Genomic DNA, 24,529 nt, shown 5'->3' with positions numbered 1-24,529 from the left:
CTCCTATACACGTTCGATCTCCTCGGTGCCGAAGAGGCCGTGCGGCTTGAACCAGAGCACGAGGAGCAGCACCAGGAAGGGGAAGACGTCGCCGGTGCCGCCGCCGGGAATGTAGGCGTCGAGGTAACCGGCGGCCAGGTTCTCGAGGATGCCGATGATGATGCCGCCCACGACGGCCCCGGGGATCGAGTCGAGGCCGCCGAGGATGACGACCGGGAAGACCTTGAGGCCGATGCCCACCAGGCCCTCGAGGTTGAGCCCCGAGATCGCCCCCACGATCAGGCCCGCCGCGGCCGCGGTGATCCCCGCCGCCGCCCAGGCGAGGGCGAAGACCTTCTCCACCGATACGCCCAGGCTCATCGAGGCCATCTGGTCGTCGGCCACCGCCCGCATGGCGATGCCGATGGTGGAGCGCTGGAAGAACCAGCCGAACGCCGCCAGGAAGACGCCGGTAAAGACGACGGCCAGCAGCTGCGGATAGCTGACGCTGATGCCGGCGAAGCTCACGCCCCCCTCGGGAAGGAAGCCGGGGAGCGAGAAGTTGCCCGAGCCGTAGGGCGTCAGGTGGATGAGCCCGCCAAAGACCGAGGCCAGCCCGATCGTCACCATGATGACGCTGATGATCGGCTGCCCCACGAGCGGCTTGAGGAAGACCCGTTCGGTGAAGTAGCCCACGATCGCGGTGAAGACGAGGGCGATGGCCGCGGCGATCCAGACGGAGAGGCCCAGGCTGGCCGCGAGCGCGTAGGCGGTGAAGGCGCCGATGGCGATGAAGTGGCCGTGGGCGAAGTTGATGACGCGGCTGGCCTTGTAGATGAGGACGAAGCCCAGCGCCGCGAGCGCGTAGACCGAACCCACGACGATGCCGGAGACCAGCAGCTGGAAGAAGTAGCTCATGCGCCCACCTCCTCGCGGGCGACGGAGGACGTCAGGTCGATCACGCGCACGTTCGCTTCCACGCGCTGCACCGAGCCGTCCTGGTACTTGAACTCGGTCTTCACGAGCACCTCGTCACGGTCGCCGTAGAGCGCCTCCACCAGGTCGTGGTAGCGCTCGGCGACGAACTTGCGCCGCACCTTGCCGGTGCGCGTCAGCTCGTCGTCGTCGGCGTCGAGCAGCTTGAAGAGCAGCACGAAGCGGCGGATGCGCAGCCCTTCGGGCAGGTCGGCGTTCACCTGTTCGACCTCGCGCCGGATCAGCTCGGCCACCTCGGGCTTGCTCGAAAGGTCCATGTAGGTGGTGTAGGCGAGGCCGCGGTCTTCGGCCCACTTGCCCACGGTCTGGGGATCGATGTTGATGAAGGCGGCCAGGTAGGGCCTCTGGTCGCCGTAGACGACGGCCTCCTTGATGTAGGGGCTGAACTTGAGCTTGTTCTCCAGGAACTGGGGGCTGAACATCTCGCCCGAGGCCGTGTGCATGACGTCGGAGAGGCGGTCGATGACGACGAGGTGGCCGTCGTCGGTCAGGTAGCCGGCGTCGCCCGAGTGCAGCCAGCCGCCCTCGAGCAGCTCGGCGGTGGCGTCGTCGCGTTTGTAGTAGCCGGCGCAGACGGCGTCGGAGCGGGCCAGGATCTCCCCTTCGTCGCTGATCTTCACCTCGGTGCCGGGGATGGGCACCCCCACGGTGTCGTAGCGGACGTCGCCGTCGCGGTGCACGAAGGCGATGCCGGTGATCTCGGTCTGGCCGTAGATCTGCTTGAGGTTGACGCCCAGGGCGTGGAAGAAGCGGAAGACGTCGGGGCCGAGCGCCGCCCCGCCGGTGTAGGCGCGCCGCAGGCGCAGAAAGCCCAGCTGGTCCTTGAGCGGCCGGAAGAGGACCGCGTGCGCGAAGGCGTAGGCGAGGCGCAGACCCAGCGGCATCGGCCGGCCGCGCATGCGGTAGTCGGCCGCCTTGTAACCCACCTTCATGAGCTGGCGGTAGACCCAGCGGTTGAAGGCGTAGGACTCGCTGATGTCCACCCAGATGCGGCTCTGGATGCCTTCCCAGACGCGCGGCGGACTGAACATCAGGTGGGGGCCGATCTCGACCAGGTCGCTCATCGCGGTGGCCACCTCCTCGGGGAAGTTGACCGCGAAGCCGCCGGTGAGCCCCATGCCCATCGTCATCATCTGCTCCCCGATCCAGGCCAGCGGCAGGAAGGAGAGGTAGTCGTCGCCGGGCTCCATGGGGTCGATCTCCTGGAGGGCGACGCCCATGTGGATCAGGTTCTTGTGGGTGAGCATCGCCGCCTTGGGCTTGCCGGTGGTGCCCGAGGTGAGCGAGAAGTGGGCGATGTCGTCGGGGCGGCCGGCCTCGAGCCGCTCCTCGAAGGCGCGCGGATCCGCGTGGCGGTGCTTGCGCCCCAGCTCGAGGACCTCCTCGAAGCTGACGAAGAGGTCGGGGTCGTAGCCGCGCATGCCCCGCGGGTCCTCGTAGACGATGCGGCGCAGGCGGGGCAGCTCGTCCTTGACCTCCAGCAGCTTGTCGGCCTGCTCCTGGTCCTGCACCAGCGCCATGGTGACGTCGGCGTACTCCATCACGTAGGCCACCTCGGCGGGGACCGAGGAGGGGTAGATGCCCACGGAGACGCCGCCCAGCCCCTGCACCGCCAGCTCGGCGTAGACCCACTCGGGGATGTTCTCGGCGATGACCGCGAACTTCTCGCCGGGCCGGTAGCCGAGCTCGAGCAGCCCGTGGGCGAAGTCGCGCACGTTGGCGTAGTACTCGGCGTAGGTGACCTCGTTCCAGATGCCGAAGTCCTTCTCGCGCAGCGCCACCCGCTCGCCCTCGTTCTCGGCGCGCAGCTTGAGCAGCTGGGGCAGCGTGTACCGCTTCAGTTCGGGGCTGGGACGGATGATCTTCATCCCGCACCCCCCACGTAGGCCTCGATCACGGCCGGGTTCTCGGCTACGTCCTCGGGCTTGCCGGTGGCGATCACCATCCCGAAGTCGAGGACGTAGACGCGGTCGGAGATGTCCATCACCACCCCCAGGTCGTGCTCGATGAGGATCACGGTGGTGCCGCGTTCCGCAAGGATGTCGAGGATGAAGCGGACCATGTCCTCCTTTTCCTCGAGCGTCATCCCCGCCATCGGCTCGTCGAGCAGCAGCAGCTTGGGCTCCAGCGAAAGCGCCCGCGCTACCTCGACGCGCTTGCGCACGCCGTAGGGCAGGTTGCCCACCAGCGCCTTACGGTAGGGCTCGAGCTCCATGAAGTCGATCACGTCCTCGACGACGCGGCGGTTCTCGACCTCGACCTGGCGGGCGGAGCCGTAGAAGACGGAAGCGGCGCCGATCGAGTACTTGAGGTAGGTGTGGCGCGCCAGCATCAGGTTCTCGAGGACCGAGACGCCCCCGAAGAGCTCGATGTTCTGGAACGCGCGCGCCACCCCGTAGCCCGTGATCGTGTGGGGGCTGGCGTGGGTGAGGTCGTGCCCCTCGAAGGTGATGCGACCGTGGGTCGGGTGGTAGAAACCGGAGATGCAGTTGAGCAGGCTGGTCTTCCCCGCCCCGTTGGGGCCGATGATCGAGACCAGCTCCCCCGGTTCCACGACGACGTCGACGCCGTTGAGTGCGTTGATACCCCCGAAGCTTAAGGTAACGTTTTCGACTGAAAGCTGCGCCAAGACCGCCTCCCCGGAACCAACGATGCTGTTTGCGGCGAGTATACCGACGCAGCCCCCCGTTGTCAACGCTTATTGCAGTCGCTGACGTAAAAGCGTCATATTCAAAGGACCTGCATGGCGGCCCCTGCGTTAAGTTGAGCCGAGGAGGCGCCGCAGCGCCGCTCCCGGGTCGGGATCGCGCGCCAGCGAACTGCCGATGAGCACGGCGTCGAAGCGACCCTCAAGGGACGCCAGCTCCTCGCGACTACGGTAGCCGGACTCGGCCACCAGCAGCCCCGCGAAGCCCAGGGTGCGAAGGTGGCGGGCCACCCGCGGGGCGGTGGTCAGGTCCACCCGCAGCGTCGTGAGGTCGCGGTTGTTCACCCCCAGGATCTCCGCCCCCGCCTCCAGGGCCAGCTCCGCCTCGCGTTCGTCGTGCACCTCGACCAGGGCGTCCAGCCCAGCGCGGCGCGCCGCGTCCAGGTAGGCCCCGGTGAGCGGACCCAGGACCGCGACGATGAGCAGCACCGCCGAGGCCCCGAGCGCATGCGCCTCGGCGAGCTGGAGCGGATGCACCACGAAGTCCTTGCGTAAAACCGGCAGGGCCACGGCTGCGCGCACGGCCTGCAGGTCGGCGTCGCTGCCGGCGAAGAATTCGGGCTCGGTCAGCACGCTCACCGCCCGCGCTCCCGCACGCGCGTAGGCGCGCGCCACCTCCGCGGCGTCCAGATCCGCGATCGCGCCCTCGGAGGGGCTCTTGCGCTTGACCTCGGCGATCACCGAGAGGCCGGGGGCCGCCAGCGCCTCCGCGAAGGAGGGCGGCCTACCGGCCAGCGGCGGCGAAGGCTGCGGGACGGCGGCCTCGACGAGCTGCAAACGGCGGCGGGCGATGCGCCCCAGCACGCCGGGAACGCGGCTCAGGTCAGGAACCATGGCTTCCATGCAGGGCGAACGCGTCCGGGGGCAGGTCCACTTCGGCCACCCAAACCATCAGGCGGCTCAGGTAAACCTGCAGAAAGTAGTCGGGGCTGATCACCTGATCCACAGCCAGGTAGGCGTCCTGCAACGGCGGCTCTTTGAGTGCGAAAAGGCCGTGGTACGGCTGCAGCACGGCGAGCGGTAAACTCCCGCCGGCGTAGAGGATCAGGTCGACCTCGTGCGCCAGGGCCTCGACCTGGGCCTGCGAGAGCGCGACCCGGCCGCGCTGCGGCTGCGGGAGCCGGCCGAGCACGGCCTCTCCCTCGCTGGGGCTGGCCTGCCAGACGTGCACGGTACGCGCCGTTCGCAGCGCCGAACGCAGCCCGGGGAGCGGCGGCCCCACCCAGAGGACGCGCGCCCCCGTAAACCCGGCCCGCTCGGTGGCGAAGCGAACGGCCTCGGGCCAGAGGAAGCTGCCCGTCGTCGCCCCGAACTGCACCTTGACCGCGTCCACGCGGCCCGCCTCCTCCGCCTCGGCTTCGCGCCGTGCCACCGTCTCGAAGGCCCCCGCCTGGGCCGCGGGGTCTTCCACGAAGGCCCCGGCGAAGCCCAGCGGCGCCAGGCCCGCGACGGCCTCGGCCAGGGCCGGGCCCGGCTGGGCGCTCTGAACGTGGAGGGGCAGGTCGTGCCCGTTCACCGCCGACACCAGCGCGTCGTGCCAGCGGCTTTGGGCCGCGGTGAAGAGCGCGACGAGGTTCACCGCCGCCCCCTGGTGCGGGCGGCGCGGGCGGGTGCAGCGACACGGCTCACGAGGCTGATTATACCCACGCTCACGCACCCGGAGCGATCTGCGCGCCCTCGCCGGCCGGGGTGCGCCAGGCCACGCTCATCTCGGGGGTCGTATGGTGCCAGGCCAGGCGGCCCTGCGCGTCCACCAGGATCAGGCCGCCGGCACCGCCCAAACGCGCGACCGCCTCCAGGGCCGCGCGCACCGCCCGGTCGGGGGGCGCTTCGCGCAAGGCGCTGGCGGTGCGGTACGCCGCCAGCGCCCGGGCGAAGTACTCGCCGTGTCCGGTGGCGCTGACCGCTCCCAGGCCGGCCTCGGCGTAGGTGCCCGCGCCCGGCAGGGGGGTGTCGCCGACGCGCCCCACCCGCTGGTCGACCATCCCCCCGGTGGAGGTGGCCGCCGCCAACCGCCCCTCGGCGTCCAGGGCCACCGCGCCCACGGTGCCCGAGCGCTCCTCCAGTGCCCGCCGGCGGGCCTGCGACCAGCGGCGCCGCTGACGCTCGGTAACGAGCTCTCCGGGGGCGCACGCGGGAATGCCGCGCTCGCGCGCAAAGCGGCTGGCCCCCTCGCCGACCAGCAAGACGTGCTCCGAGCGCAGCACCTCGGCGGCCAGCAGCACCGGGTTCTTGACGTCGCGCACGGCGGCGACGGCGCCGAAACCCAGGTTCACGCCGTCCATGACGGCGGCGTCCAGCTCGGCGAAGCCGTCGCGGTTCAGGGCCGCGCCGGTACCGGCGTTGAAGAGGGGGTCGTCCTCGAGCCGGCGCACCGCCTCGAGCACCGCGTCCAGCGCACTCCCGCCCTGTTCGAGCCGCGCCCACGCTGCGTCACGCGCGCGCACCACCCCGGCGACGCGGTCGTCCCAGCCCGAAGCCTCGACGCGCCCCGCGCCGCCGTGGACCGCGAGCGCGGGTCCGCCGGCTACCAACGCCACACCATCCCCAATCCGGCGCGCGCGTAGGGCGCCGCCCCGTAGTTGTAGCTGAACTCGGCGTAGGGCCGCGCCTGACCGAGGTTGAAGGCCAGCCCCAGGGTCACGACGGCGTAGGACTCCGAGCCCACGTCCATCACGAACCCCCCTTCCGAGGGGAGCCGGGCGATCATCGTGGCGGCCCCCGCGCCCGCGTAGGGCTCGAGCAGCCGCCGCCCCCAGGGGCGGTAGAGCAGGTCGAGCCCGCCCATCAGCCCTCCGCGCTCGCCAAAGAGCAGCCGGCCGCGCGCGGCCAGGGGCTGCCCTTCGAGGTAGAACCCCAGCGCGCCGGAATAACCGCCCAGCGCCATGTTCCGGCCCACGGCCAGATCCAACCCGCCCGCGGCCCACGCGGACGCCAACAACAGCAGCAGCCCAATCCCGTACCGTTTCACGAGCTCTATTCTATGCGCTCGAGCCCCGCGTACTTGACCAGGAGCCGCTTCAGCCCCGCCTCGGCGAAGTGCACCGTGACCTCCTGGCGCGCCCCCTCGCCGCTGGTGGCCACCACCGTACCCTCGCCGTAGCGCGGGTGGCGCACCTTCTCGCCGCCGCGGAAGCCCGACGCAGCCCCCGCCGCGGCGCGGTTCACCGGCGCGCTCGACACCGGCGCGGGGGCGGGTTCGTGGGCGTCGCCGAAGGGGCCCACGGGCTTCAGGAGACCGTCGGGAATCTCCTCGAGGAAACGGCTCGGCCGCACCCGCTCACGCTGGCCCCAGGTCTCACGCTCCTCGGAGAGCGTGAGGTAGAGCCGCTCCTGGGCGCGGGTGATGCCCACGTAGAGGAGGCGGCGCTCCTCCTCGATCTCGGCGTCGGAGCCCAGGCTGGAGCGGTGGGGCAGCAGCCCCTCCTCCACCCCCACGACGAAGACGACCGGAAACTCCAGCCCCTTGGCGTTGTGCAGGGTCATCAGGGTAACCGACTTCTCGGGCGCGGCGTTCGGCTCCTCGGCCCGCGCCGTCAGGGCGATCTCGTCGAGGAACTCGGCCACGCTGCCGCCGTGTTCCTCTTCCCACTCGGCGGCGGCGCGCAAAAGCTCTTCCAGGTTCTCGAGCCGCGGTTCGCTGTCGCCCTCGCGCCGCAGCATCTCGCTGTAGCCGGTCTCGGCCAGCACGAGGCGCAGGAAGGCCTCGGGCCCGGTGCCCTCGGCCGCCTCGCGCAGCGTCGCCAGCAGACCGGTGAAGCGGGCCACCGCCGCCGCCTGGCGCGCGGCGAGCAGCTCCCCGGCCCTGTGCGCGGCCTCGAGCAGGCTCACCCCCTGCTGCTCCGCCCAGGCGGCGAGCTTGCCCACCGAAGCGGCGCCCACCCCCCGCGCCGGCACGTTGATGACGCGCCGAAGCGCCACGTCGTCGGCAGGGTTGACGGCCAGGCGGGCGTAGGCGAGCACGTCCTTCACCTCACGACGCTCGTAGAACCCTACCCCGCCGACGATCCGCGCCGGCAGGTTGATGCGCCGGAAGGCCTCCTCGAGCACCCGCGACTGGGCGTTGGTGCGGTAGAGCACGGCAAAGTCGTCGACCGCGCGCTCCCGGGCCAGCCGCGCCACCTCGCGCGCCACGAAGGCGGCCTCCTCGCGGTGGTCCGGGGCGCGGTAGAGGCGCACCGGCTCGCCGGCGGGCTTGACCGGCCTCAGGGTCTTTTCGAGGCGCTGCTGGTTACGCTCGATCAGGGCGTTGGCCACCCGCAGGATCGCCGCGGTGGAGCGGTAGTTCGCCTCCAGGCGGTAGACCACCGCCCCGCGGTAGTCGCGTTCGAATCCGAGGATGTTCTGAATGTCGGCGTTGCGGAAGCCGTAGATCGACTGGTCGGGATCGCCCACCACCATCAGGTTGGCCTCGTCCCCGGCGAGCAGCTTGGTGAGGCGGTACTGGGCGGGGTTGGTGTCCTGGTACTCGTCGACGTGAATGAAGCGGGCACGCTGCCGCACGGCCTCCAGCGTCTCGGGATGGCGTTCGAAGAGCTCGATGGTGCGCAGCAGCAGGTCGTTGAAGTCGACGGCGTTGTTCTCGGCGAGGCGCTGCTGGTAGCGCGCGTACACCTCGGCCATCTGCTGCTTGGTGAGGCCGCCCACCCAGTCGTCGGCGTGGGCCAGGAACTCGTCAGTCGACCACATGCGGTTCTTGATGCGGTCGAGGATGGCGCGCACGTAGGTGGGGCGCGCCTCGAGCCCCAGCGAACCCAGCACCTCCTTGAGCAACACCCGCTGATCGTCGTCGTCGTAGACGACGAAGCCGGGCTTCAACCCGATGCGCTCGCCGTAGCGGCGCAGGATGCGCAGGCCGGCGGAGTGGAAGGTGCTCACCCACAGCTCGCCGGCCGCGCGCCCCACCATCCGCGAAAGCCGTTCGCGCATCTCGCCCGCGGCCTTGTTGGTGAAGGTCACGGCCAGCACCTCGGCCGGGTAGACCTCGCGCTCGGCCAGCAGGTAGGCGACCCGGTGCACCACCGTCCGGGTCTTCCCCGAACCGGCCCCGGCGATCACCAGCGCCGGGCCCAGGAAGTGCTGCACCGCGGCTTGTTGTTGTTCGTTGAGGGAGGAAAGGAGGTCGCGCGCAGACACGCCGAACAGTCTATCAGCTCACGCCCCCGCCGTATGATGAGGCCATGGACGAGCTCCGTTTCGGAACCGACGGCTGGCGCGACGTCATCGCCGACCGCTACACCTTCGCGAACGTCGCCCGGGTGGCGCAGGCCACCGCCGACTACGTGGCCTCGACGGGGGGCGGCCGGGTGGTGGTGGGGTACGACACCCGCTTCCTCTCGGACCGCTTCGCCGCGCACGTGGCCGGGGTGATCGCCGCCAACGGGCTCGAGGCCCAGCTGGCGAAGGGCTACCTGCCCACGCCGGTCACCTCGTTCGCGGTGGTGCGCCAGGAGGCCGCCGCGGGGGTGATGATCACCGCAAGCCACAACCCTCCCGAGTACAACGGCTACAAGCTCAAGGGGCCCTACGGCGGCTCGGCCACCCCCGAGATCTACGACGGCATGATCCGCCGCCTGGACGCGACGCCGGCCAAAGCGCCCGACCCGGGGGCCGTGCGCACCTTCGACCTGCGTGAGGTCTACTACGACCGCATCGGCGAGATCGTGGACCTCGAGTCCCTGAGGGCTTACTCCGGCGCGCTCTACCACGACGCCATGGGCGGGGCCGGCGGCGGCTGGCTCGCCGGCTTCGTGAAGCACGCGGGGCTGGCGCTCGACCTGCGCGAGCTCCACGGCGTGCCCCATCCCCTCTTCTACGGCGTGCATCCCGAACCCATCCCCCAGAACCTGGTCACCCTGCGCGCGGTGATGAGCGCCGAGAAGGACCCCGTCTTCGCGGCGGTGACCGACGGCGACGCCGACCGCATCGGCGCGGTGCTCGCAGGCGGGGTCTACTTCAACAGCCACCAGATCTTCGCGGTGCTGCTGCGTCACCTGCACCGCAAGGGGCTGCGCGGGCGGGTGGTCAAGACCTTCTCGGTCTCGCAGGTCGTCGACCGGCTGGCCGAGAAGCTGGGGCTCGAGGTGGTGACCACGCCCGTCGGCTTCAAGTACATCACCGACGAGTTCTTGAAGGGCGACGTGCTCATCGGGGGCGAGGAGTCGGGGGGCATCGGGGTGGCCGGCCACATCCCCGAGCGCGACGGCCTCCTCAACGCCCTGCTGCTCCTCGAGAGCGTGGTGACGAGCGGCCGGAGCCTTGGCGAACAGTTCGCCGAGATCGAGGAACTCGTGGGGCTGAAGCACGCCTTCGACCGCCTGGATCTGAAGGTGGCGAGCCCCGAGGCGCGCGACGAGGTGATGAAGCGCCTGCACGAGGCGCCTCCCGAACGGGTGGGGCGGTTCGTCGTCGAGCGGGTGGAGACCCTGGACGGGGTCAAGCTCCATCTCGCCGGCGGGGCCTGGCTGCTCTTCCGCCCCTCGGGCACCGAGCCGCTTTTGCGCATTTACTGTGAAGCCGAGGACACCGGCACGGTGAAGCACGTCCTCAAGGAAGCGCGCAAACTCGTCGGAGTCTAGCGGCCACGGTCCGAGACGCCGTTCACCAAGGCCGCCGGTGTGCGTGTTTAAGGCCGTGCGAACGTGCTACGTGGTGCGTAGTACGTGGTAGCTGGTCGGAATCGAAGGCCTTGTGCGAGACGGAACGCCACGGGGCTTCCATAGGCCACGAGCCACAGGCCACGAGCCGCTTTCTATTCCCCCACTCCGGCCCACCCTACGGGGGCCTTTCAGCTTTCCGCAGCCGGTGCAGCGCCTCCATCCCGACCACTGGATGAGTCCTGGACCCCGGCTTTCGCTTAGGTGAGAAGGAAAGCTCCTCGCGGCGGCGGGGACGCGCAAACGGCGCGTTCGGACGGCGCGGCTAGCATTCCTACGCCAGCGTCAAGACGGCCCGGCCCGCTATCTTTTTGTGAACGCTTGGACGTCTATCCGCTCGTGATATATTTCCCGTGTTTTTTTAGAAGATTGCTACGCGAGATTTTGAATAAAGGGCTCAGCGGCGGTAGCGGCCGCCGACGAACTCGCCCATACCCCAGACGCGCACGGCTTCGCCGAACCAACGGCCCGACCCCGCGACCGGACCCTCCCAGTAGGCCACGGGCAGACCCGGCGGCCGGACCTCCTGCGCGAGCCGCAGCGGCTCGAGCTCCAGGCTCCAGCCCTCCCCTTCCACGCGCCAGGCCACCGCATAGCGCAGCCCCGTCACCGGCGAGGTCCAGTAGCTGAGCGGCTCCATCCGTACGCCCTCGAGCCGGCTGACCCGGCCCAGCGCGTCGACGCGGGTCGCGTGCAGCACCTTGAGGTTGCCCTGGACGTCGCGGATGCGGTAGAGCATCAGGTCGTCGCCGTTCGAAAGGTGGACGCCGTACCAGTCCCAGAGCGCGGCGACCCCGCTCATCTGCTCCCCCCACTGGTGGTCGATCCAGGCGGTGCCCCGAACCTCGCGGCCCGCAACGGTGCCGCGCAGCTCGGCGCGGGTATAGGAGACGTAGTACATGCGGCCGGTCTCGGCGGTGCCCGACCAGCCCGGGGGGTGGACCACGGGCGGCTTGGTCGGGATCAGGGTCACGTCCACGGAACCGGCCTGCAGCCGGAACCCCTCGGGCGTTTGCTGGAAACGCCAGCCGTCGAGGTCGAGGAAGAGCGGCTGCGCGCGCACTACCGCGCGCAGCTCGGGAAAGTCGTGGCGCTCGCGGAACGTGAAGCGATCCGCCCGCAGGTCGGTGACCGCCAGGTGCTCGCTGGCGAAGGGGTAGGGGAAGACGGCCCGCGCCGGCAGCCCCAGGACCCGGTACCCCTCGGGGGCGTAGTACTTGAAGAAGGCCCAGTGAAAGGCCAGGCCCTGCTCGGGCAGGTAGGCCGAGACGTACCACCACTCGATCGGCGCCGGCTGCGGGTCCCACTGCTCGGGGCTCGGCGGCCGGGAGGGGTCCACGCCCTGCAGGCGCGGGGCGCAGGCGACGAGGCTGAGCAGGAGCAAGCCGGCGAGTGCGCGCTTCATGCCCGCAGCATACCGAAAGCAAGCCCCGCCGGGCGGCGGGGCTTGCGGGGGTTGCGCGGATCTAGCGGAAGACCTCGATCAGCTCGGTGGTGCTCTCGAAGCTGCGGCGCTCGAGCGCCTTCTTGCGCGCTTCCTCGGCCACGCCCTCGAGCGTGGGCACGCCTTCGATCTTGTAGATCACGCCCAGGGGCACCTTGTCGGTCCACTGGGTGACCTCGTGGGCCTGGTTCCAGTCGCTGGGGTCGTGGCTTTCGTCCAGGTAAACCCCGTGCTCGCGGATGACGTTGAACTCCTGGCGGCCGCGGAAGGTCACGCAGGGGCTCTTGACGTTCACCAGGGCGAAGCCCTTGTGCTGGGTGGCCTGGACGATGAGGTCGCGCAGGTGCTTGACGTTGCCCGAGAAGCCCTGGGCGATGAAGGTGGCCCCCAGCTCGAGCGCCAGCGCCAGCGGGTTGAGCGGGCGCTCGGGGTTGCCCTGCGGGGTCGACTTGGTCACGTCGCCGTGGGGCGTGGTCGGCGAGACCTGGCCCTTGGTGAGGCCGTAGATGTGGTTGTCCATCACGATGTAGGTGATGTCGGGGTTGCGGCGGATCGTGTGGACGAAGTGGTTGGTTCCGATCGAGTAGCCGTCGCCGTCGCCGCCCGCGGCCCAGACGGTCAGCTCGGGGCGGGCCAGCTTGGCGCCCGCGGCGATGGGCAGGGCGCGGCCGTGGATCGAGTTGAAGCCGTAGCTGTTGATGTAGCCTGCGATGCGGCTCGAGCAGCCGATACCGGAGACGACCATCAGGTTCTCGGGCGGCAGCTGCAGCTCGGCGGCCGCCTGCTGCATGGCGTTGAGCACGCCGAAGTCGCCGCAGCCCGGACACCAGACGATGGGCACGGAGGTCTTGTAGTCCTTGGCGGTCAGCTTTACCGGTTCCATCTCAGGCCTCCTGGAGCGAGCCGAGCGCGGCCGCGTGTTCCTTGATGGTATCGAAGACTTCGCTCACCAACAGTGGGTTGGCGCCCGAACGCGCGTAGGAATGGGTTTCCTTGGGCAGGCCGTCGTAGTAGGCGCGCAGGTAGCGGTAGAACTGCGCCCCGAAGGAGAGCTCGACCACGACGGCGCGCGTCACGCCTTTGAGGGCCTCGTCGAAGGCCTTTTCGGGGATCGGGTAGATGAGCTGGGGCACGATGGCCTTCACCTTGATGCCCGCTTCCTGGGCGCGCTCGACGGCCTCGCGCACCGCGCCCTTGGAGGAGCCCCAGGCCAGCACCGCGAGCTCGGCGTCCTCGTCGCCGTAGACGCGCACGAAGCCCGACTCCTCAGCGATCAGCGGCAGCTTGCGGGCGCGCTTCTCGCTCATGACCTGGTGCAGGGTGCCGCTCGAGGTGGGGCGGCCGTCCTCGTGGTGCTCGAGGCCGCTGATGATGTGCTGCCCTCCGGGCATCCCGGGCACGGCCATGGGCGAGACGCCGGTGTCGGTGAGTTTGTAGCGCTTGTAATCCTTGAGGTCGTTGGGCCCCGCCAGCTGGCGGCTGATCACCCGCTTGCGGGCGAAGAGCACCTCGGCCTCGACGGTCTCGCTGCGCTCACCGAGGAACTGGTCGGAGAGGATGATGACCGGGATCTGGTACTTCTCGGCCAGGTAGAAGGCCTCGACCGCGACCTGGAAGTTGTCCTCGACGTCGCTGGGGGCGAGGACGACCCGGGGCACGTCGCCGTGGGTTCCGCCGATCGCCTGGAAGAGGTCGGCCTGCTCGCTCTTGGAGGGGATGCCGGTGGAGGGCCCGACGCGCTGGACGTTGACGACGACCAGGGGGATCTCCGCCATCGCCGCGAGACCGAAGGCCTCCTGCTTCAGCGCAATGCCGGGGCCGCTCGAGGCCGTCATGGCCTGCTTGCCCGCCCAGCTGGCGCCGATGGCGTAGGTGATGGCCGCGATCTCGTCCTCGGTCTGCACCACCGCGCCGCCGAAGTGGGGCAGCCACTTGGAGAGGAACTCGAGGATGGGGCTCGCCGGAGTGATGGGGTAGCCGGCGAAGACCTTGACGCCGGCGTGGATGGCGCCGAAGGCCACCGCGTCGTCGCCGGTCATGACCAGCTTGGGCTCGCCCGAGCCCTCGGCGTCGAGGGCGATCTGGGTCCCCTGCGGCAGGTGCTCGTTGACCCAGGCCTTGCCCAGGTCGATCGCCTGCAGGTTGACCTGGGCGGCCTCGGGCTTGCGCTTGCCGAACTTCTTCATGACCGCGTCCTTGATGGCTTCGAGCGGGAGGCGCAACAGCTCGGAGATCACGCCCAGCGCCACCATGTTCTTGGTGAGGGGGACCTTGATCTCCTCGGCGGCCATCTTCTTGAAGGGCACGGCGATGTACTCGACTTCCAGGTCCGCGTCGATGGGGAACTCTTCGCGCGGGGTGGTGTCGGCCTCGTCGTAGAGGACCACCGCGCCCTTGCGCAGCTGGATCTCGTCGAGGAAGCGGTTGAAGTCCTTCCAGCTGAAGACGACCAGGAAGTCGACGTAGTCGCCCTGACTGTAGATGGGCCGGTCCGATATGCGAATCCGCGCCGAAGATTCTCCGCCGCGGATCTGAGGCCCGTAGGACTTGAGCATGAAGGCATGAAGACCCTTCCGGGCCGCGGCTTGGACGATGAAATCACCCGCGGTGATGACCCCGTCCCCACCCGAACCGGCGATGGCCAGCGTTACGTCTCGCATCTTACCCTCCGTAGGGTTGGGGCTCCGGCCCCAAAACCGCCGCTCATTCTAGCACTAGTTTTGTGAGCCTACGCATGGGAAATAAGCCCCTGGCCAGGACGGTTAGACTTTTGTGCTACCCTACGTTCGGCATGACCGACACCCACGCCCACCTGGACCGCCTCGAGGCCCCCGGCGAAGCCCTGGAGCGCGCCCGCGACCTGCGCGCCGTCCTCACGCTGGGCACCGACACCGCCAGCAGCGAGGCCGCCCTGGGCTTTGCCGAGGCCTGGCCCAACGTCTACGCCGGCGTGGGGCTGCACCCCACCGAGGCCGAGGCCTTCTCTCAGGAGGTGGCCGAACGGCTGCGGGCGCTGGCGGCGCACCCCCGCGTGCGCGCCAGCGGCGAGACCGGCCTCGACTACTACTGGGACGCGGCCACCCCCGCAGCCCAGTTCCGGGTGCTCGCGTTTCAGCTGGAACTCGCCCTGGCGCACGACCTGGTCATGGTCTTCCACGTGCGCTCCAAGGACGGCTCCGACGCCGCCGAGCGCGACCTCGAAGCCTGGCTGCGCCAGCACCGCCCGCCCCGCTTCGTGCTGCACGCCTTCGGCGGCGACCTGCGGCTCGCCGAGACCGGGCTCGAGCTGGGGGGCTACGTCAGCTTCGCGGGCAACCTGACCTACAAGAAGAACGCCCACCTGCGCGAGGCCGCGGCCGCTCTGCCCGCGGACCGGCTGCTCGTCGAGACCGACAGCCCCTACCTGCCCCCGGTGCCCAAGCGCGGCAAGAGGAACGAGCCCGCCTTCGTGCGCTACACCCTCGAGGCCCTGGCCCTCGCCCGCGGCGTCGGCTCAGGGGCGATGGAGCGCACCACCGACGCGAACGCAGAGAGGTTGTTCCGATGGTGACCCCGGTCCGTTTCCTGGTGCACTACCACGAGATCGGTCTCAAGGGGAAGAACCGCCGCCGCTTCGAGCAGCTGCTGGCCCAACGCCTGCGCGACGCGCTGGGGCCGGATACGACGGTGCGGTTGCTGCACGGCCGCCTGCTCGTCGAGGCCGAGCCCGCGCGCGCGGCCGAGGTCGAGGAGCGGCTGGCCCGAGTCTTCGGGGTGGCCTACTTCGCGCGGGTGCGCACCGCCCCGGTGGACTTCGGCCGCGTCGCCGAGGCGGCGCTCGAGCTGCTCGAGGCCCGGCCCGGCAGCTTCCGGGTGCGCGCCAAGCGCGCCAACAAGCGCCTGCCCTTCACCTCGCCCGAGGCCGAGCGCGAGATCGGCGCCCGCATCGTCGCCGCCACCGGCCGCCCGGTGCGCCTCAAGGGGGCCGACGTCGAGGTCTTCGTCGAGTTCTACGAAGACGAGGCCTGGGTCTTCACTTCGGCCCAGCGCACCCCCGGCCCCGGCGGCCTGCCCGTGGGCGCGAGCGCCCGGGTCGTCGTGCTCATCAGCGGCGGCATCGACTCCCCCGTCGCCGCCTGGCGCATGGCCAAGCGCGGCGCCCGACCCGTCTACGTCCACTTCCACTCCTACCCCCACACCAGCCTCGACTCGCTGCGCAAGACCGTGGCCGAGCTGGAGGTGCTGGCCCGCTGGCACGGGCCCGCCAAGCTCTACGTGGTGCCGCTGGCGGACGTTCAGGAGCAGATCTTCGCCCACAGCCCCGAGCGCTACCGTACCCTCCTCTACCGGCGCTTCATGTACCGCATCGCCGAGCGCGCCGCCGCGCGCGAAGGGGCGGGGGCGCTGGTGACGGGCGACGCCCTGGGCCAGGTGGCCAGCCAGACGCTCGAGAACCTGCACGCGGTGGAACGGGCGGTGGGCATGACGGTGCTGCGCCCCCTCATCGGCATGGACAAGACCGAGGTGATCGCCGAGGCGCAGAAGATCGGCACCTATGCGATCTCCATCCTGCCCCAGCAGGACTGCTGCAGCTTCCTGGAACCCAAGCGCCCCGCCACCAGGAGCACCCCCGAGCAGCTCGAGCGCGCCGAGAGCGACCTCGACGTGGAGGCGCTGGTCGAGCAGGCCTGGTCCCAGGCCGAGCTGCGCCGCATCGAGCCGCAGGATTAACCAAGACCGCCGCACCCCGGGTCTACAATGCCCTTAGGAGGACGTTCATGCGAGGACTCATCACCGCAGCGCTCGCCCTGATCGGCCTGGCCTTCGCCGCCCCCCAGCCCACGCTCTGGGTCCAGCCCGACGACGGCGTAGAGCCGCTGATCCAGCTCATCGACACCGCCGAGTCCTCGATTCGGCTCAAGATCTACCTCTGGACTCCCAGCCGCATGGACGTCGTCGAGGCCCTGGGCCGCGCGGCCCGACGCGGCGTCGAGGTGCGGGTGCTGATGGAGCGCGAGCCCGCCGGCGGCCGCCCCAGCATGGAGGTCATCAGCGCGCTGCGCGACCGCGGGGTGGAGCTGCGCCTCTCCAAACCCTTCCGCTTCGTCTTCGTGCACGAAAAGAGCATGGTCATCGACGACCGCGTCGCCTGGTTCGGCAGCGGCAACCTGACGGGGTCCACCTTCAAGGCCAACCGCGAGTACATGCTGGTGACCGAACGCCCCGACTGGGTGCGCGAGATCGCCCGCGTCTTCGACGCCGACTGGCACGGCCAGCGCATCGACCTTTCGCGCGCCCGGCTGGTCTGGAGCCCCGACCGGGTGGTGCGGGGCGTGCGCGAGGGCAACGCCCGCGAAAAGGTGCTGGGCCTCATCCGCGGTGCCCGCAAGACCCTCTTCTTGGAGCAGGCGGGGATGGTGGACGAGGAGGTGATCGCGGCGATCGAGGAAGCAGTGGCCCGCGGCGTCGACGTGCGCCTCGTCGGCAGCCCCGCCGACCCCAAGGAAAACACTTACTTCGTTCCGGGGGCCGAGCGGCTGCGCAAGGCGGGGGTGCGCCTGCGCTACCTGCCCAGCCCCTACGTGCACGCCAAGGTGATCGTCGCCGACGGCAACACCGCGCTGGTGGGCTCGATCAACATGAGCCAGAGCTCCATGAACGCCAACCGCGAGCTGGGCGCGATTCTTACGGCCGCAGGCGAGCCGCGCGCGTTCTTCCGGCTGCTGCGCACCATGGAGGCCGACTGGAAGAACGCCCGCCCGGACAACCCCTTCCTGCTGCCGCCGGTGGAGGGCGTGGTCCCCTGGACCGAAGCGCCCAAATACTACGGGCGCGTCGTGACCGTGGAAGGCAGGATCGCGCAGGTGGAAAGCCGCACCGGCGTAGCCTTCCTGAAGTTCGACACCACCACCGACGCCTTCCGCCTCGTCTTCTTCCCGCGGGTCTACGGCGAGTTCGACCAGCCCTTCCCCGAGGCCTACCTGGGCAAGAAGGTGCGGGCGACGGGCCGGATCAAGATTTACGCCGGGTATTACGAGATGATCATCAACAGCCCCAGCCAGCTGGAGGTGCTGCCATGAGCACGAAGGTCGCATTGGAAGAAGCGCGCAAGGTATTGGAAGCCCTGGATTACGAGGTTTGGGAAAACGAAGACGGCCTCGAGGCCGAGCGCCGCCAGGTGGGGCTGATCTACCGCGTCTACTACGCGCCCTCGGGTGACCTCAAGCTCGAGAAGGTGCGCAGCAAACCCGAGGAGGTGCGCGAAGCGCTGCTGGCGGACCACCACGGCCAGTTCGTACGCCAGGAAGAGGTGCGGGAATCGTTCTTCACCGTCTGCAAGCCCGCAGAGCTGCTCGAGTTGCTCAAAGCCTGGGAAGCCTAATTCTCATAACGATGACGGAAGACCTTGCAATGAAGCTGAAATGTCCCATTTGCGGCGTCGCCATCTACATTGACAAATGGGAAGAAACAACTATTTATATTAGTTCTGATGGTCTTGGAGAACAGATTTTTGTCAGCTACTGTCTAAGCTGCGATTCTCCTCTTATTCGCGCGCGCCATGGGGAAGTAAAGGGCGGAGGAAAGTACGACTACGATTCAGATGCCTGGATAGACGAGGACTTCTTTTTATCAAACATATTTTTTGATGGAATCATATACCCTCCGCCTAAGCAAGCGGACATCCCAAACGAAGTCCCAGAGAGGTATAGAAAAGAGTTTTTTGAAGCATTTGATATACTTGCCACTAGTCCGAAAGCTAGCGCAGCCATCAGTAGACGCTTGTTACAAGATTTACTTCATAATGAACTTAACATTAATCACGGGAACTTAAATAAAGAAATCGAGGAGTTTATTGAGCAGGAAAATACTCCTGGATACCTCGCAGAAGAAATCGACGCGGTTCGCGTCATCGGTAATTTTGCCGCTCATCCTGTTAAATATAAAGACACTGGAAGCATTGTGGATGTCGAGGTTGGAGAAGCTGAATGGTTGTTAGATGTGTTGCAATCTTTATTTGATCATATCTTCGTCAAACCAATCCGATTTGAAAAGAGGCGAGATAAGATAAATCAAAAATTAAGAAGGGCTGGAAAGCCCGAACTGAAAAGTCGATTGAAAAGTGGGTCTTGACCATTTAGCGAATGGCGCATAGACTTGCATTAGTATGCGCGGGCTGCTGAATAACGACCGCTAGCGGGGGAACGTGGCCTTCCCCCCGGTTCCCTATTGAACCGGGGGCTTTTTCGTGAAAGAGGACGACGATGGAACGAACGTTGACGAGCGAGGTACCGGGCAAGGTAGGCGAAGAGGTCGAACTGCAGGGCTGGCTGCACTGGCGGCGCGACCTGGGGGGAATTCAGTTCATCCTGCTTCGCGACCGCAGCGGCATCGTGCAGGTGGTGCTGCCCGGCGGGCTGAAGCTGCCCCTGCCCGAGTCGGCCGTACGGGTGCGCGGGGTTACGGTGGAAAGCGACAAGGCCCCCGGCGGCTACGAGGTCCGGGCCGAAGATCTGGAGGTGCTGCAGGCCTCCGAGCAGCCCACCCCGGTGGAGATTCCCAAGGAAGAATGGCGCGCCAACCCCGAGACCCTGCTCACCTACCGCTACGTGACCCTGCGCGGCGAGAAGGCCCGGGCGCCGCTAAAGATCCAGTCCGCGCTGGTGCGCGGCTTCCGCAAGTACCTGGACGCTCAGGGCTTTACCGAGATCTTCACCCCCAAGCTGGTGCGCGCCGGCGCCGAGGGCGGGGCCAACCTGTTTGAGGTGGACTACTTTGGCGAGTCGGCCTACCTGGCCCAGAGCCCCCAGCTCTACAAGCAGATCATGGTGGGCGTCTACGAGCGCGTCTACGAGGTGGCCCCCGTCTGGCGCGCCGAGGAGCACGCCACCAGCCGCCACCTCAACGAGTACCTGAGCCTCGACGTGGAGATGGGCTTCATCGAGTCGGACGAGGACGTGATGGCGCTCGAGGAGGAGCTGGTGCGGGCCATGCTGGAGGAAGCGGCCCGGACGGCCGGGCCCGAGCTGAAGCTGCTGGAGGTGGAGCTGCCCAAGCTCCCGCGCGAAATCCCCCGGGTGCCCTACGCCGAGGCGAGGCGCATCGTCAAGGAAGAGCTGGGGCTGGGCATGGGCGCCGACCTCAACGACGAGGCCGAGCGGGCCCTGGGTGCGTATTTTTCGGAAAAGTACGGCACCGACTTCGTCTTCATCGTCCAGTATCCCGAGGAGGTGCGGCCCTTCTACACCTACCCCACCGGCGACGGCCTCACCCGCGGCTACGACCTGCTCTTCCGCGGACTGGAGATCACCTCGGGCGGTCAGCGCATCCACGATCCGGCGGTGATCGTGCAGCAGCTCGAAAAGAAGGGCATGGACCCCGAGCGCTTCCGCGACTACATCGAGGTCTTTAAGTACGGCATGCCGCCGCACGGCGGCTTCGCCATCGGCGCCGAGCGCTTCACGCAGAAGTTGATCGGCCTGCCCAACGTGCGCTACGCCCGCGCCTTCCCGCGCGACCGGCACCGGCTGGAGCCGTAGCGAAGCGGTGCGTGGTGCGTGGTACGTAGTAGGTGGTACGTCGTCGGGGCGGACCAGCGTGTCCGCCCAAATGATGTGCTGAATCGGACAATCCGGAACCGTATCGCAAGGCTCGTTGAAGGGCCGTGCGCGGTGCGTGGTCCGTGGTTCATCGTAGGGGCGGACCCGGGTGTCCGCCCGGATGCTACGGAAAACAGATGGGCCCGTACCCGTGTGGAATGAATCGTGGATGAGCGGTACACGGCGCTTGAGGGTAAGGACCTGCAGCCTGCGCCCCTGGGGGGGGGGGGGGGGGGGGGTAGGCCAAGGCGGAACCTCGGCTTACCGCCCGGCATGAACCCCGGATCTCGGCGGCGCGTGCCGCCTCGTCCGGGGAGACATAGATGGCCGGTAGAAGCTGTTCGCGTCCCCGGCCAAGGCCGCGAGCCGGGGTCCATGCCGCGTTGATGTCCACGGTTTAGCCGCTGCAGATGAACCGGCTTCAAACGAAAGTAGCCGAAGCTTGCTGCTCGACGCTGGGCCAGGTAGCGTTAACCCAATCTCGGTTTTTCTTCCTGCATGGACCCCGGATCTCGGCCGGGCCGGTCTCGTCCGGGGAATCGGGAAAAGCGGGAAGTGGCCTGTGGCATGCAGCTTGTGGAAGCCGCGCATCAGGTCGTTCCGCGCGCTCCAGACGTTGCCTTGACCACGCACCACGTACTACGTACCACGTACTGTTCCAAATAACCCCCCTCCAGCCTGCGGCCGCCTCCCCCGAAGGGGGAGGCAACAACAAGCATGTGGCCCGTAGCTTGTGGAAACGTCCTTCAACCGTTAATCGCCTCCGGTGGTGCGTTCGTGCATAAGCAGGCGTCAGCAACCAACAGACCGAGAATCGTCCTTTCACGTCACCCCAGCGAGAGCTGGGTCCAGAACCGAGTTGGAGGTCGTGTTGCGGTCGCTGCGACGTCGTCGTGGTGGCCTTTGGCCTTCCACGCGCGATGGGGACGCCTCCGGTCTAGATTCCAGCTCGCGCGAGCCATGCGGCTCGCTTAGCTGAAATGACGGAAAGGTTTTCCAAAAGGAACGACCTGCCCACCATCCCCTCGTCACCCCGCGCAAGTAGCCGCAGGCCGCGCGACCCGTGGTCTTGTAGTGACGCCACCCAGCCCTCCTTTTTGTCATCCCCGGTGAACTTGCGCAGCCGGTGAGTTAGAGGATCTTGTCGTGGCCGCTCACCCGCCCTTTTTCGTCATTCCCGACAAGGCGCGAAGCGCCGAGATCGGGAATCTTGGCTTGCTACGAGCTTTAGGCGAGGACAAACCGACGCACCGTCGTCGGCTACCATGCCCCGAACCGCAGGCCTGTTAACCGCGCAAAGCTAGATTCCGGACCTGCTCCGGACTTGATCCGGGACCACGCGGTCCGGGTGGCCCGCTCGTCCGGAAGGACGGAGAACTGCGGTACGCAGTACGTAGTACGTGGTGCGTGGTAGGTAATTTGTAGGCAATTGGCGGACAGGAGCCGGACTGAGGACGCGCAGGGCCAGCGGCCAGCGGATGGAGGTCCACCAGCTTTTTCTTCGCCATCCCCAGCCGCGCAGATCCGATTCTTGCGCGCCCCATTCGTTTCCTCCGCCGCCTTCGTCCCCTACACCCCACCCCCTACCCCTATTTTCGTCATCCCCGACGAGGTGCGGAGCACCGAGATCGGGAATCTTATGGTGGCTGCGGGTTACGAGTGGGCCTATACGCTGATGTTGCCAATCGTGCCCCAAGCGAGCGGCTCCGCGAACGCACACCCAGCAAGATTCCGGCTCTCGCGGGCCGCATGGCCCGCTCGTCCGGAATGACGGATGACGACGGTGCGAAGTGCATGGTACGTGGTAGACGGTGGGCGGCAGACGTATAGGAGCCGGAGAGAAGTGTGGCAGAATCAACAGGAAACGGCTGTAAGCCTACCCACCTTTTCTTCGCGACCTAAAAGCCGTGAAGAACCGATACTTATGCGCCCCCATCGTCTCCTCTGCCTCCTCCGTCCCCTACATCCCGCCCCTTACATCCCAAGCCTCTATTTGCGTCATCCCCGACGAGGTGCGGAGCACCGAGATCGGGGATCTTATGGTGGCTGCGGGTTACGAGTGGGCCTATACGCTGATGTTGCCAATCGTGCCCCAAGCGAGCGGCTCCGCGAACGCACACCCAGCAAGATTCCGGCTCTCGCGGGCCAGGTGGCCCGCTCGTCCGGAATGACGGATTTCGCGGTACCGGTCGAGATTCCAGGCCTGCCCGGACTTGATCCGGAATCTCGCCAACCCAGCGGTTGAATCGTCCGGAATGACGGGTAGCCTTCGCCATCCCCGACGAGGGGCGAAGCGTCAAGGTCGGGGATCTATTTTGTCGTGGTTGCTTCAACCGCCCCTCTTCATCCGGGGCAAGAGGCCCAAGGCCGCGCAACCCGGGGCCTTGGATTTGGGCCACCCAGCCCCTTTCGTCATCCCCGACGAACCGGCGCAGCCGGTGAGATCGGGTATCTTATCGAGGCGGCGTACGCCAAGCAAACCGGCATTTCCGCCACCTTCCTTGCTTCAAGCGATCGGCGCCTCCTCTGCACCAATTAAGATTCCGGACTTGATCCGGGATCGCGCGGGCAGGGTGGCCCGCTCGTTCGGAACAGCGGGCCTTCGCAGCGCACCCCGATTCCGGGCCTGTTCCTGGTTTGATCCGGAGCGCGGCCGCGTCGCCGGGCCACCGCAGGGTTGCCGCAAGCAGCCCGTTAGCGCAGCTTCAGGGGCAGGCCCAAAAGCCGCGCGGCCACGAAGTAGACCGCGCTGCCCGCGGCCGCTCCCACCAACAGGGGAAGAAAGGAAACCACGAGGTCGCGCGCCGGCCCCACCCCCGCCGCCGCCCACGCCGCGGCCAGGCCGCCGGCGATCATGGCCAGCGTCACCTTGAGGACGAGCCCCGCCTGCCCCGCCGGCGCAAGCAGCTCCCGCCCCCCGTACAGAGCGATCATCCACACCATGCCCACCAACCCCGCCCCCAAGGTGGCCAGGTTGAGCACGAACATCCCGTAGGGCACGAGCAGGTAGTAGCCCAGGGTGTTGAGCAGGAGCAGGCCGGCGCTGATCATCACGGCCACCCGGATCAGTTTCTGGGCGTAGAGTCCGCGTACGTAGAGGTTGTAAAGCCCCCAGGGCACCAGCGCCAGCCCCAGCGCGCGCATGGCCTCGACGCTGAAGCGAAAGACGTCGGCGTCGAAGCCCGGCTTCCAGGCAAAGAGCACGGCCACGATCCAGGGCGCCAGCGCCACCATGAGCGCGCCCGACCAGCCGAGCAGCACGGCCACCCGCTCGAGCCCCTGCCCCAGGAGCCGCGCGAACCCCGCGCGGTCGCCCGCGGCCGCGAGCGCCGAGAGCCGCGGGTAGAGCGCCGTCGCCGGCGAGACCGAGAACAACCCCAGCGCCATCAGGTAGGTCATGTCGGCGTTGCTGAACCCGGTAACCGCGCCTTCGGGCAGGCCGGTGATGAGGGCGTAGAGCACGACGATCAGGAACTGGCGGGTGGAGGTGGTGAAGACGAAGGGCGCCATCAGCAACGAGGCCTGACGGATGGCGGGATGCCAGGCGAACTCCAACGCAAAGCCCCTGAGCGCCGGGATCTGCACCCCCGCCTGCAGAAAACCGCCCAGCACGTAGGCCAGGGCCAGGGCGGTGGCGCTGCCCGGCCAGGCGAGCATCACCGCGATCGCCGCGACGTTGTAGGCCAGCGGCGCGAAGCTGGGTCCGAAGAAGCGCTCTTCGGACTGCAGGAAGGCCCCGAAGAGCGCGGACATGCTGATGGCCAGCAGGAAGGGCATGACCAGGCGGATCAGGTAGGTGACGAGCGCGGGGTCGAGCGGCGTATCCGCCGCCAGCAAGAGCGCGGCCAGCTGCGGCGCGAAGAGCACCCCGAGCCCCACGACCAGCAGGTTGACCCCCAACAGGAAGGCCGCGAAGCGGCGCTTGAACCGCTCGCGTTCGCTTTCGGGCAGCTCGGCGAGGACGGGGATGAGGGCGTTGGTCACCGCCCCCTCGGCCAGGATTTCGCGGAAGAGGTTGGGCACCCGGTAGGCGACCAGAAAGGCGTCGGTGAGGGACTTGTCGAAGAAGTTGTTGAGCACGCCCTGGCGCACCACCCCCAGCACCCGGCTGGCCAGCGTGCCCGCCATGACGATGAGGGTGTTGTGCAAGATGCGTTTCTTACTCAAACCG

General features: G+C 68.1%; 19 protein-coding genes. 7 read left to right on the top strand and 12 right to left on the bottom strand.

Annotated features, from left to right (window positions below):
• Positions 1-3: 3 nt before the first annotated feature.
• From HNQ05_RS02140 to HNQ05_RS02105, 8 genes are all read right to left on the bottom strand, one after another.
• The gene (locus HNQ05_RS02140) at positions 4-897 is read right to left on the bottom strand and encodes a branched-chain amino acid ABC transporter permease (protein WP_147148217.1); all 894 of its coding nucleotides are present in this window, start codon (positions 895-897) and stop codon (positions 4-6) included.
• A complete protein-coding gene (locus HNQ05_RS02135) occupies positions 894-2,843 on the bottom strand; it encodes a long-chain fatty acid--CoA ligase (RefSeq protein WP_147148215.1) in 1,950 nt (649 codons plus the stop codon). Before HNQ05_RS02135 ends, HNQ05_RS02140 begins: the two co-directional genes overlap by 4 nt.
• Positions 2,840-3,604, bottom strand: a complete 765-nt coding sequence (locus tag HNQ05_RS02130) for an ABC transporter ATP-binding protein (protein ID WP_147148213.1) — start codon at positions 3,602-3,604, stop codon at positions 2,840-2,842. The genes HNQ05_RS02135 and HNQ05_RS02130 overlap by 4 nt, the downstream gene beginning before the upstream one ends.
• Before the next feature lie 129 nt (positions 3,605-3,733).
• Positions 3,734-4,516: an indole-3-glycerol phosphate synthase TrpC gene (gene trpC, locus HNQ05_RS02125; RefSeq protein WP_147148211.1), complete on the bottom strand. Its 783-nt coding sequence runs from the start codon at positions 4,514-4,516 to the stop codon at positions 3,734-3,736.
• A complete protein-coding gene (locus tag HNQ05_RS02120) occupies positions 4,506-5,261 on the bottom strand; it encodes a hypothetical protein (RefSeq protein ID WP_147148209.1) in 756 nt (251 codons plus the stop codon). The genes trpC and HNQ05_RS02120 overlap by 11 nt, the downstream gene beginning before the upstream one ends.
• A 70-nt stretch (positions 5,262-5,331) precedes the next feature.
• On the bottom strand, positions 5,332-6,222 hold the full coding sequence (locus HNQ05_RS02115) for an isoaspartyl peptidase/L-asparaginase family protein (RefSeq protein ID WP_147148207.1): 891 nt from the start codon (positions 6,220-6,222) through the stop codon (positions 5,332-5,334).
• A complete protein-coding gene (locus tag HNQ05_RS02110) occupies positions 6,210-6,653 on the bottom strand; it encodes a hypothetical protein (protein WP_147148205.1) in 444 nt (147 codons plus the stop codon). Before HNQ05_RS02110 ends, HNQ05_RS02115 begins: the two co-directional genes overlap by 13 nt.
• A gap of 5 nt (positions 6,654-6,658) precedes the next feature.
• Positions 6,659-8,818 (bottom strand): ATP-dependent helicase, encoded by a 2,160-nt coding sequence (locus HNQ05_RS02105; protein WP_147148203.1) that lies wholly within the window; start codon positions 8,816-8,818, stop codon positions 6,659-6,661.
• Positions 8,819-8,862: 44 nt separating this feature from the next.
• Here HNQ05_RS02105 and HNQ05_RS02100 point away from each other — a divergent pair, with 44 nt between their 5' ends.
• Positions 8,863-10,260: a phosphohexomutase domain-containing protein gene (locus HNQ05_RS02100; protein WP_147148201.1), complete on the top strand. Its 1,398-nt coding sequence runs from the start codon at positions 8,863-8,865 to the stop codon at positions 10,258-10,260.
• 475 nt (positions 10,261-10,735) lie between these two features.
• On the opposite strand, the gene HNQ05_RS02095 is transcribed toward HNQ05_RS02100, so the two are convergent.
• The 3 genes from HNQ05_RS02095 to HNQ05_RS02085 form a co-directional block, all read right to left on the bottom strand.
• Entirely contained in the window at positions 10,736-11,743 is a 1,008-nt protein-coding gene (locus tag HNQ05_RS02095; RefSeq protein WP_147148199.1) for a lipocalin-like domain-containing protein, read from the bottom strand.
• Between the two features lie 61 nt (positions 11,744-11,804).
• Positions 11,805-12,665, bottom strand: a complete 861-nt coding sequence (locus HNQ05_RS02090) for a 2-oxoacid:ferredoxin oxidoreductase subunit beta (protein WP_147148197.1) — start codon at positions 12,663-12,665, stop codon at positions 11,805-11,807.
• A 1-nt stretch (position 12,666) separates the two neighbouring features.
• Complete coding sequence (locus tag HNQ05_RS02085; RefSeq protein WP_147148195.1) at positions 12,667-14,442, bottom strand: 2-oxoacid:acceptor oxidoreductase subunit alpha; 1,776 nt, start codon at positions 14,440-14,442, stop codon at positions 12,667-12,669.
• Between the two features lie 131 nt (positions 14,443-14,573).
• Between HNQ05_RS02085 and HNQ05_RS02080 the strand changes: the two genes are divergently transcribed.
• The 6 genes from HNQ05_RS02080 (at position 14,574) to aspS (ending at position 20,298) form a co-directional block, all read left to right on the top strand.
• A complete protein-coding gene (locus HNQ05_RS02080) occupies positions 14,574-15,332 on the top strand; it encodes a TatD family hydrolase (RefSeq protein ID WP_147148193.1) in 759 nt (252 codons plus the stop codon).
• Positions 15,326-16,492 carry a tRNA uracil 4-sulfurtransferase ThiI gene (gene thiI / locus HNQ05_RS02075; RefSeq protein ID WP_147148191.1) on the top strand — a complete coding sequence of 389 codons (1,167 nt, stop codon included), beginning with the start codon at positions 15,326-15,328 and terminating at the stop codon, positions 16,490-16,492. The genes HNQ05_RS02080 and thiI overlap by 7 nt, the downstream gene beginning before the upstream one ends.
• Before the next feature lie 47 nt (positions 16,493-16,539).
• Positions 16,540-17,841 (top strand): phospholipase D-like domain-containing protein, encoded by a 1,302-nt coding sequence (locus HNQ05_RS02070; RefSeq protein WP_147148189.1) that lies wholly within the window; start codon positions 16,540-16,542, stop codon positions 17,839-17,841.
• Positions 17,838-18,143: a hypothetical protein gene (locus tag HNQ05_RS02065; RefSeq protein WP_147148187.1), complete on the top strand. Its 306-nt coding sequence runs from the start codon at positions 17,838-17,840 to the stop codon at positions 18,141-18,143. The genes HNQ05_RS02070 and HNQ05_RS02065 overlap by 4 nt, the downstream gene beginning before the upstream one ends.
• Before the next feature lie 11 nt (positions 18,144-18,154).
• Positions 18,155-18,892: a DUF4145 domain-containing protein gene (locus HNQ05_RS02060; protein ID WP_147148185.1), complete on the top strand. Its 738-nt coding sequence runs from the start codon at positions 18,155-18,157 to the stop codon at positions 18,890-18,892.
• A 131-nt stretch (positions 18,893-19,023) separates the two neighbouring features.
• The gene (gene aspS / locus HNQ05_RS02055) at positions 19,024-20,298 is read left to right on the top strand and encodes an aspartate--tRNA(Asn) ligase (protein WP_147148183.1); all 1,275 of its coding nucleotides are present in this window, start codon (positions 19,024-19,026) and stop codon (positions 20,296-20,298) included.
• A gap of 2,754 nt (positions 20,299-23,052) precedes the next feature.
• On the opposite strand, the gene murJ is transcribed toward aspS, so the two are convergent.
• Positions 23,053-24,525 carry a murein biosynthesis integral membrane protein MurJ gene (gene murJ, locus HNQ05_RS02050; RefSeq protein WP_147148969.1) on the bottom strand — a complete coding sequence of 491 codons (1,473 nt, stop codon included), beginning with the start codon at positions 24,523-24,525 and terminating at the stop codon, positions 23,053-23,055.
• Positions 24,526-24,529 lie beyond the last annotated feature (4 nt).

It is taken from the genome of Oceanithermus desulfurans (assembly GCF_014201675.1).
Classification (GTDB): Bacteria; Deinococcota; Deinococci; order Deinococcales; family Marinithermaceae; genus Oceanithermus; species Oceanithermus desulfurans.
Note: the sequence above shows the minus strand (reverse complement) of the source record. Positions and strands in the feature narration are given on the sequence as shown.

Coding starts and splice junctions, on each gene's coding strand:
- aspS (WP_147148183.1), top strand. CDS start 19,024: ATGGAACGAACGTTGACGAGCGAGGTACCGGGCAAGGTAGGCGAAGAG.
- HNQ05_RS02090 (WP_147148197.1), bottom strand. CDS start 12,665: ATGGAACCGGTAAAGCTGACCGCCAAGGACTACAAGACCTCCGTGCCC.
- thiI (WP_147148191.1), top strand. CDS start 15,326: ATGGTGACCCCGGTCCGTTTCCTGGTGCACTACCACGAGATCGGTCTC.
- HNQ05_RS02140 (WP_147148217.1), bottom strand. CDS start 897: ATGAGCTACTTCTTCCAGCTGCTGGTCTCCGGCATCGTCGTGGGTTCG.
- HNQ05_RS02085 (WP_147148195.1), bottom strand. CDS start 14,442: ATGCGAGACGTAACGCTGGCCATCGCCGGTTCGGGTGGGGACGGGGTC.
- trpC (WP_147148211.1), bottom strand. CDS start 4,516: ATGGTTCCTGACCTGAGCCGCGTTCCCGGCGTGCTGGGGCGCATCGCC.
- HNQ05_RS02135 (WP_147148215.1), bottom strand. CDS start 2,843: ATGAAGATCATCCGTCCCAGCCCCGAACTGAAGCGGTACACGCTGCCC.
- HNQ05_RS02100 (WP_147148201.1), top strand. CDS start 8,863: ATGGACGAGCTCCGTTTCGGAACCGACGGCTGGCGCGACGTCATCGCC.
- HNQ05_RS02080 (WP_147148193.1), top strand. CDS start 14,574: ATGACCGACACCCACGCCCACCTGGACCGCCTCGAGGCCCCCGGCGAA.
- HNQ05_RS02065 (WP_147148187.1), top strand. CDS start 17,838: ATGAGCACGAAGGTCGCATTGGAAGAAGCGCGCAAGGTATTGGAAGCC.
- HNQ05_RS02060 (WP_147148185.1), top strand. CDS start 18,155: ATGACGGAAGACCTTGCAATGAAGCTGAAATGTCCCATTTGCGGCGTC.
- HNQ05_RS02070 (WP_147148189.1), top strand. CDS start 16,540: ATGCGAGGACTCATCACCGCAGCGCTCGCCCTGATCGGCCTGGCCTTC.
- HNQ05_RS02095 (WP_147148199.1), bottom strand. CDS start 11,743: ATGAAGCGCGCACTCGCCGGCTTGCTCCTGCTCAGCCTCGTCGCCTGC.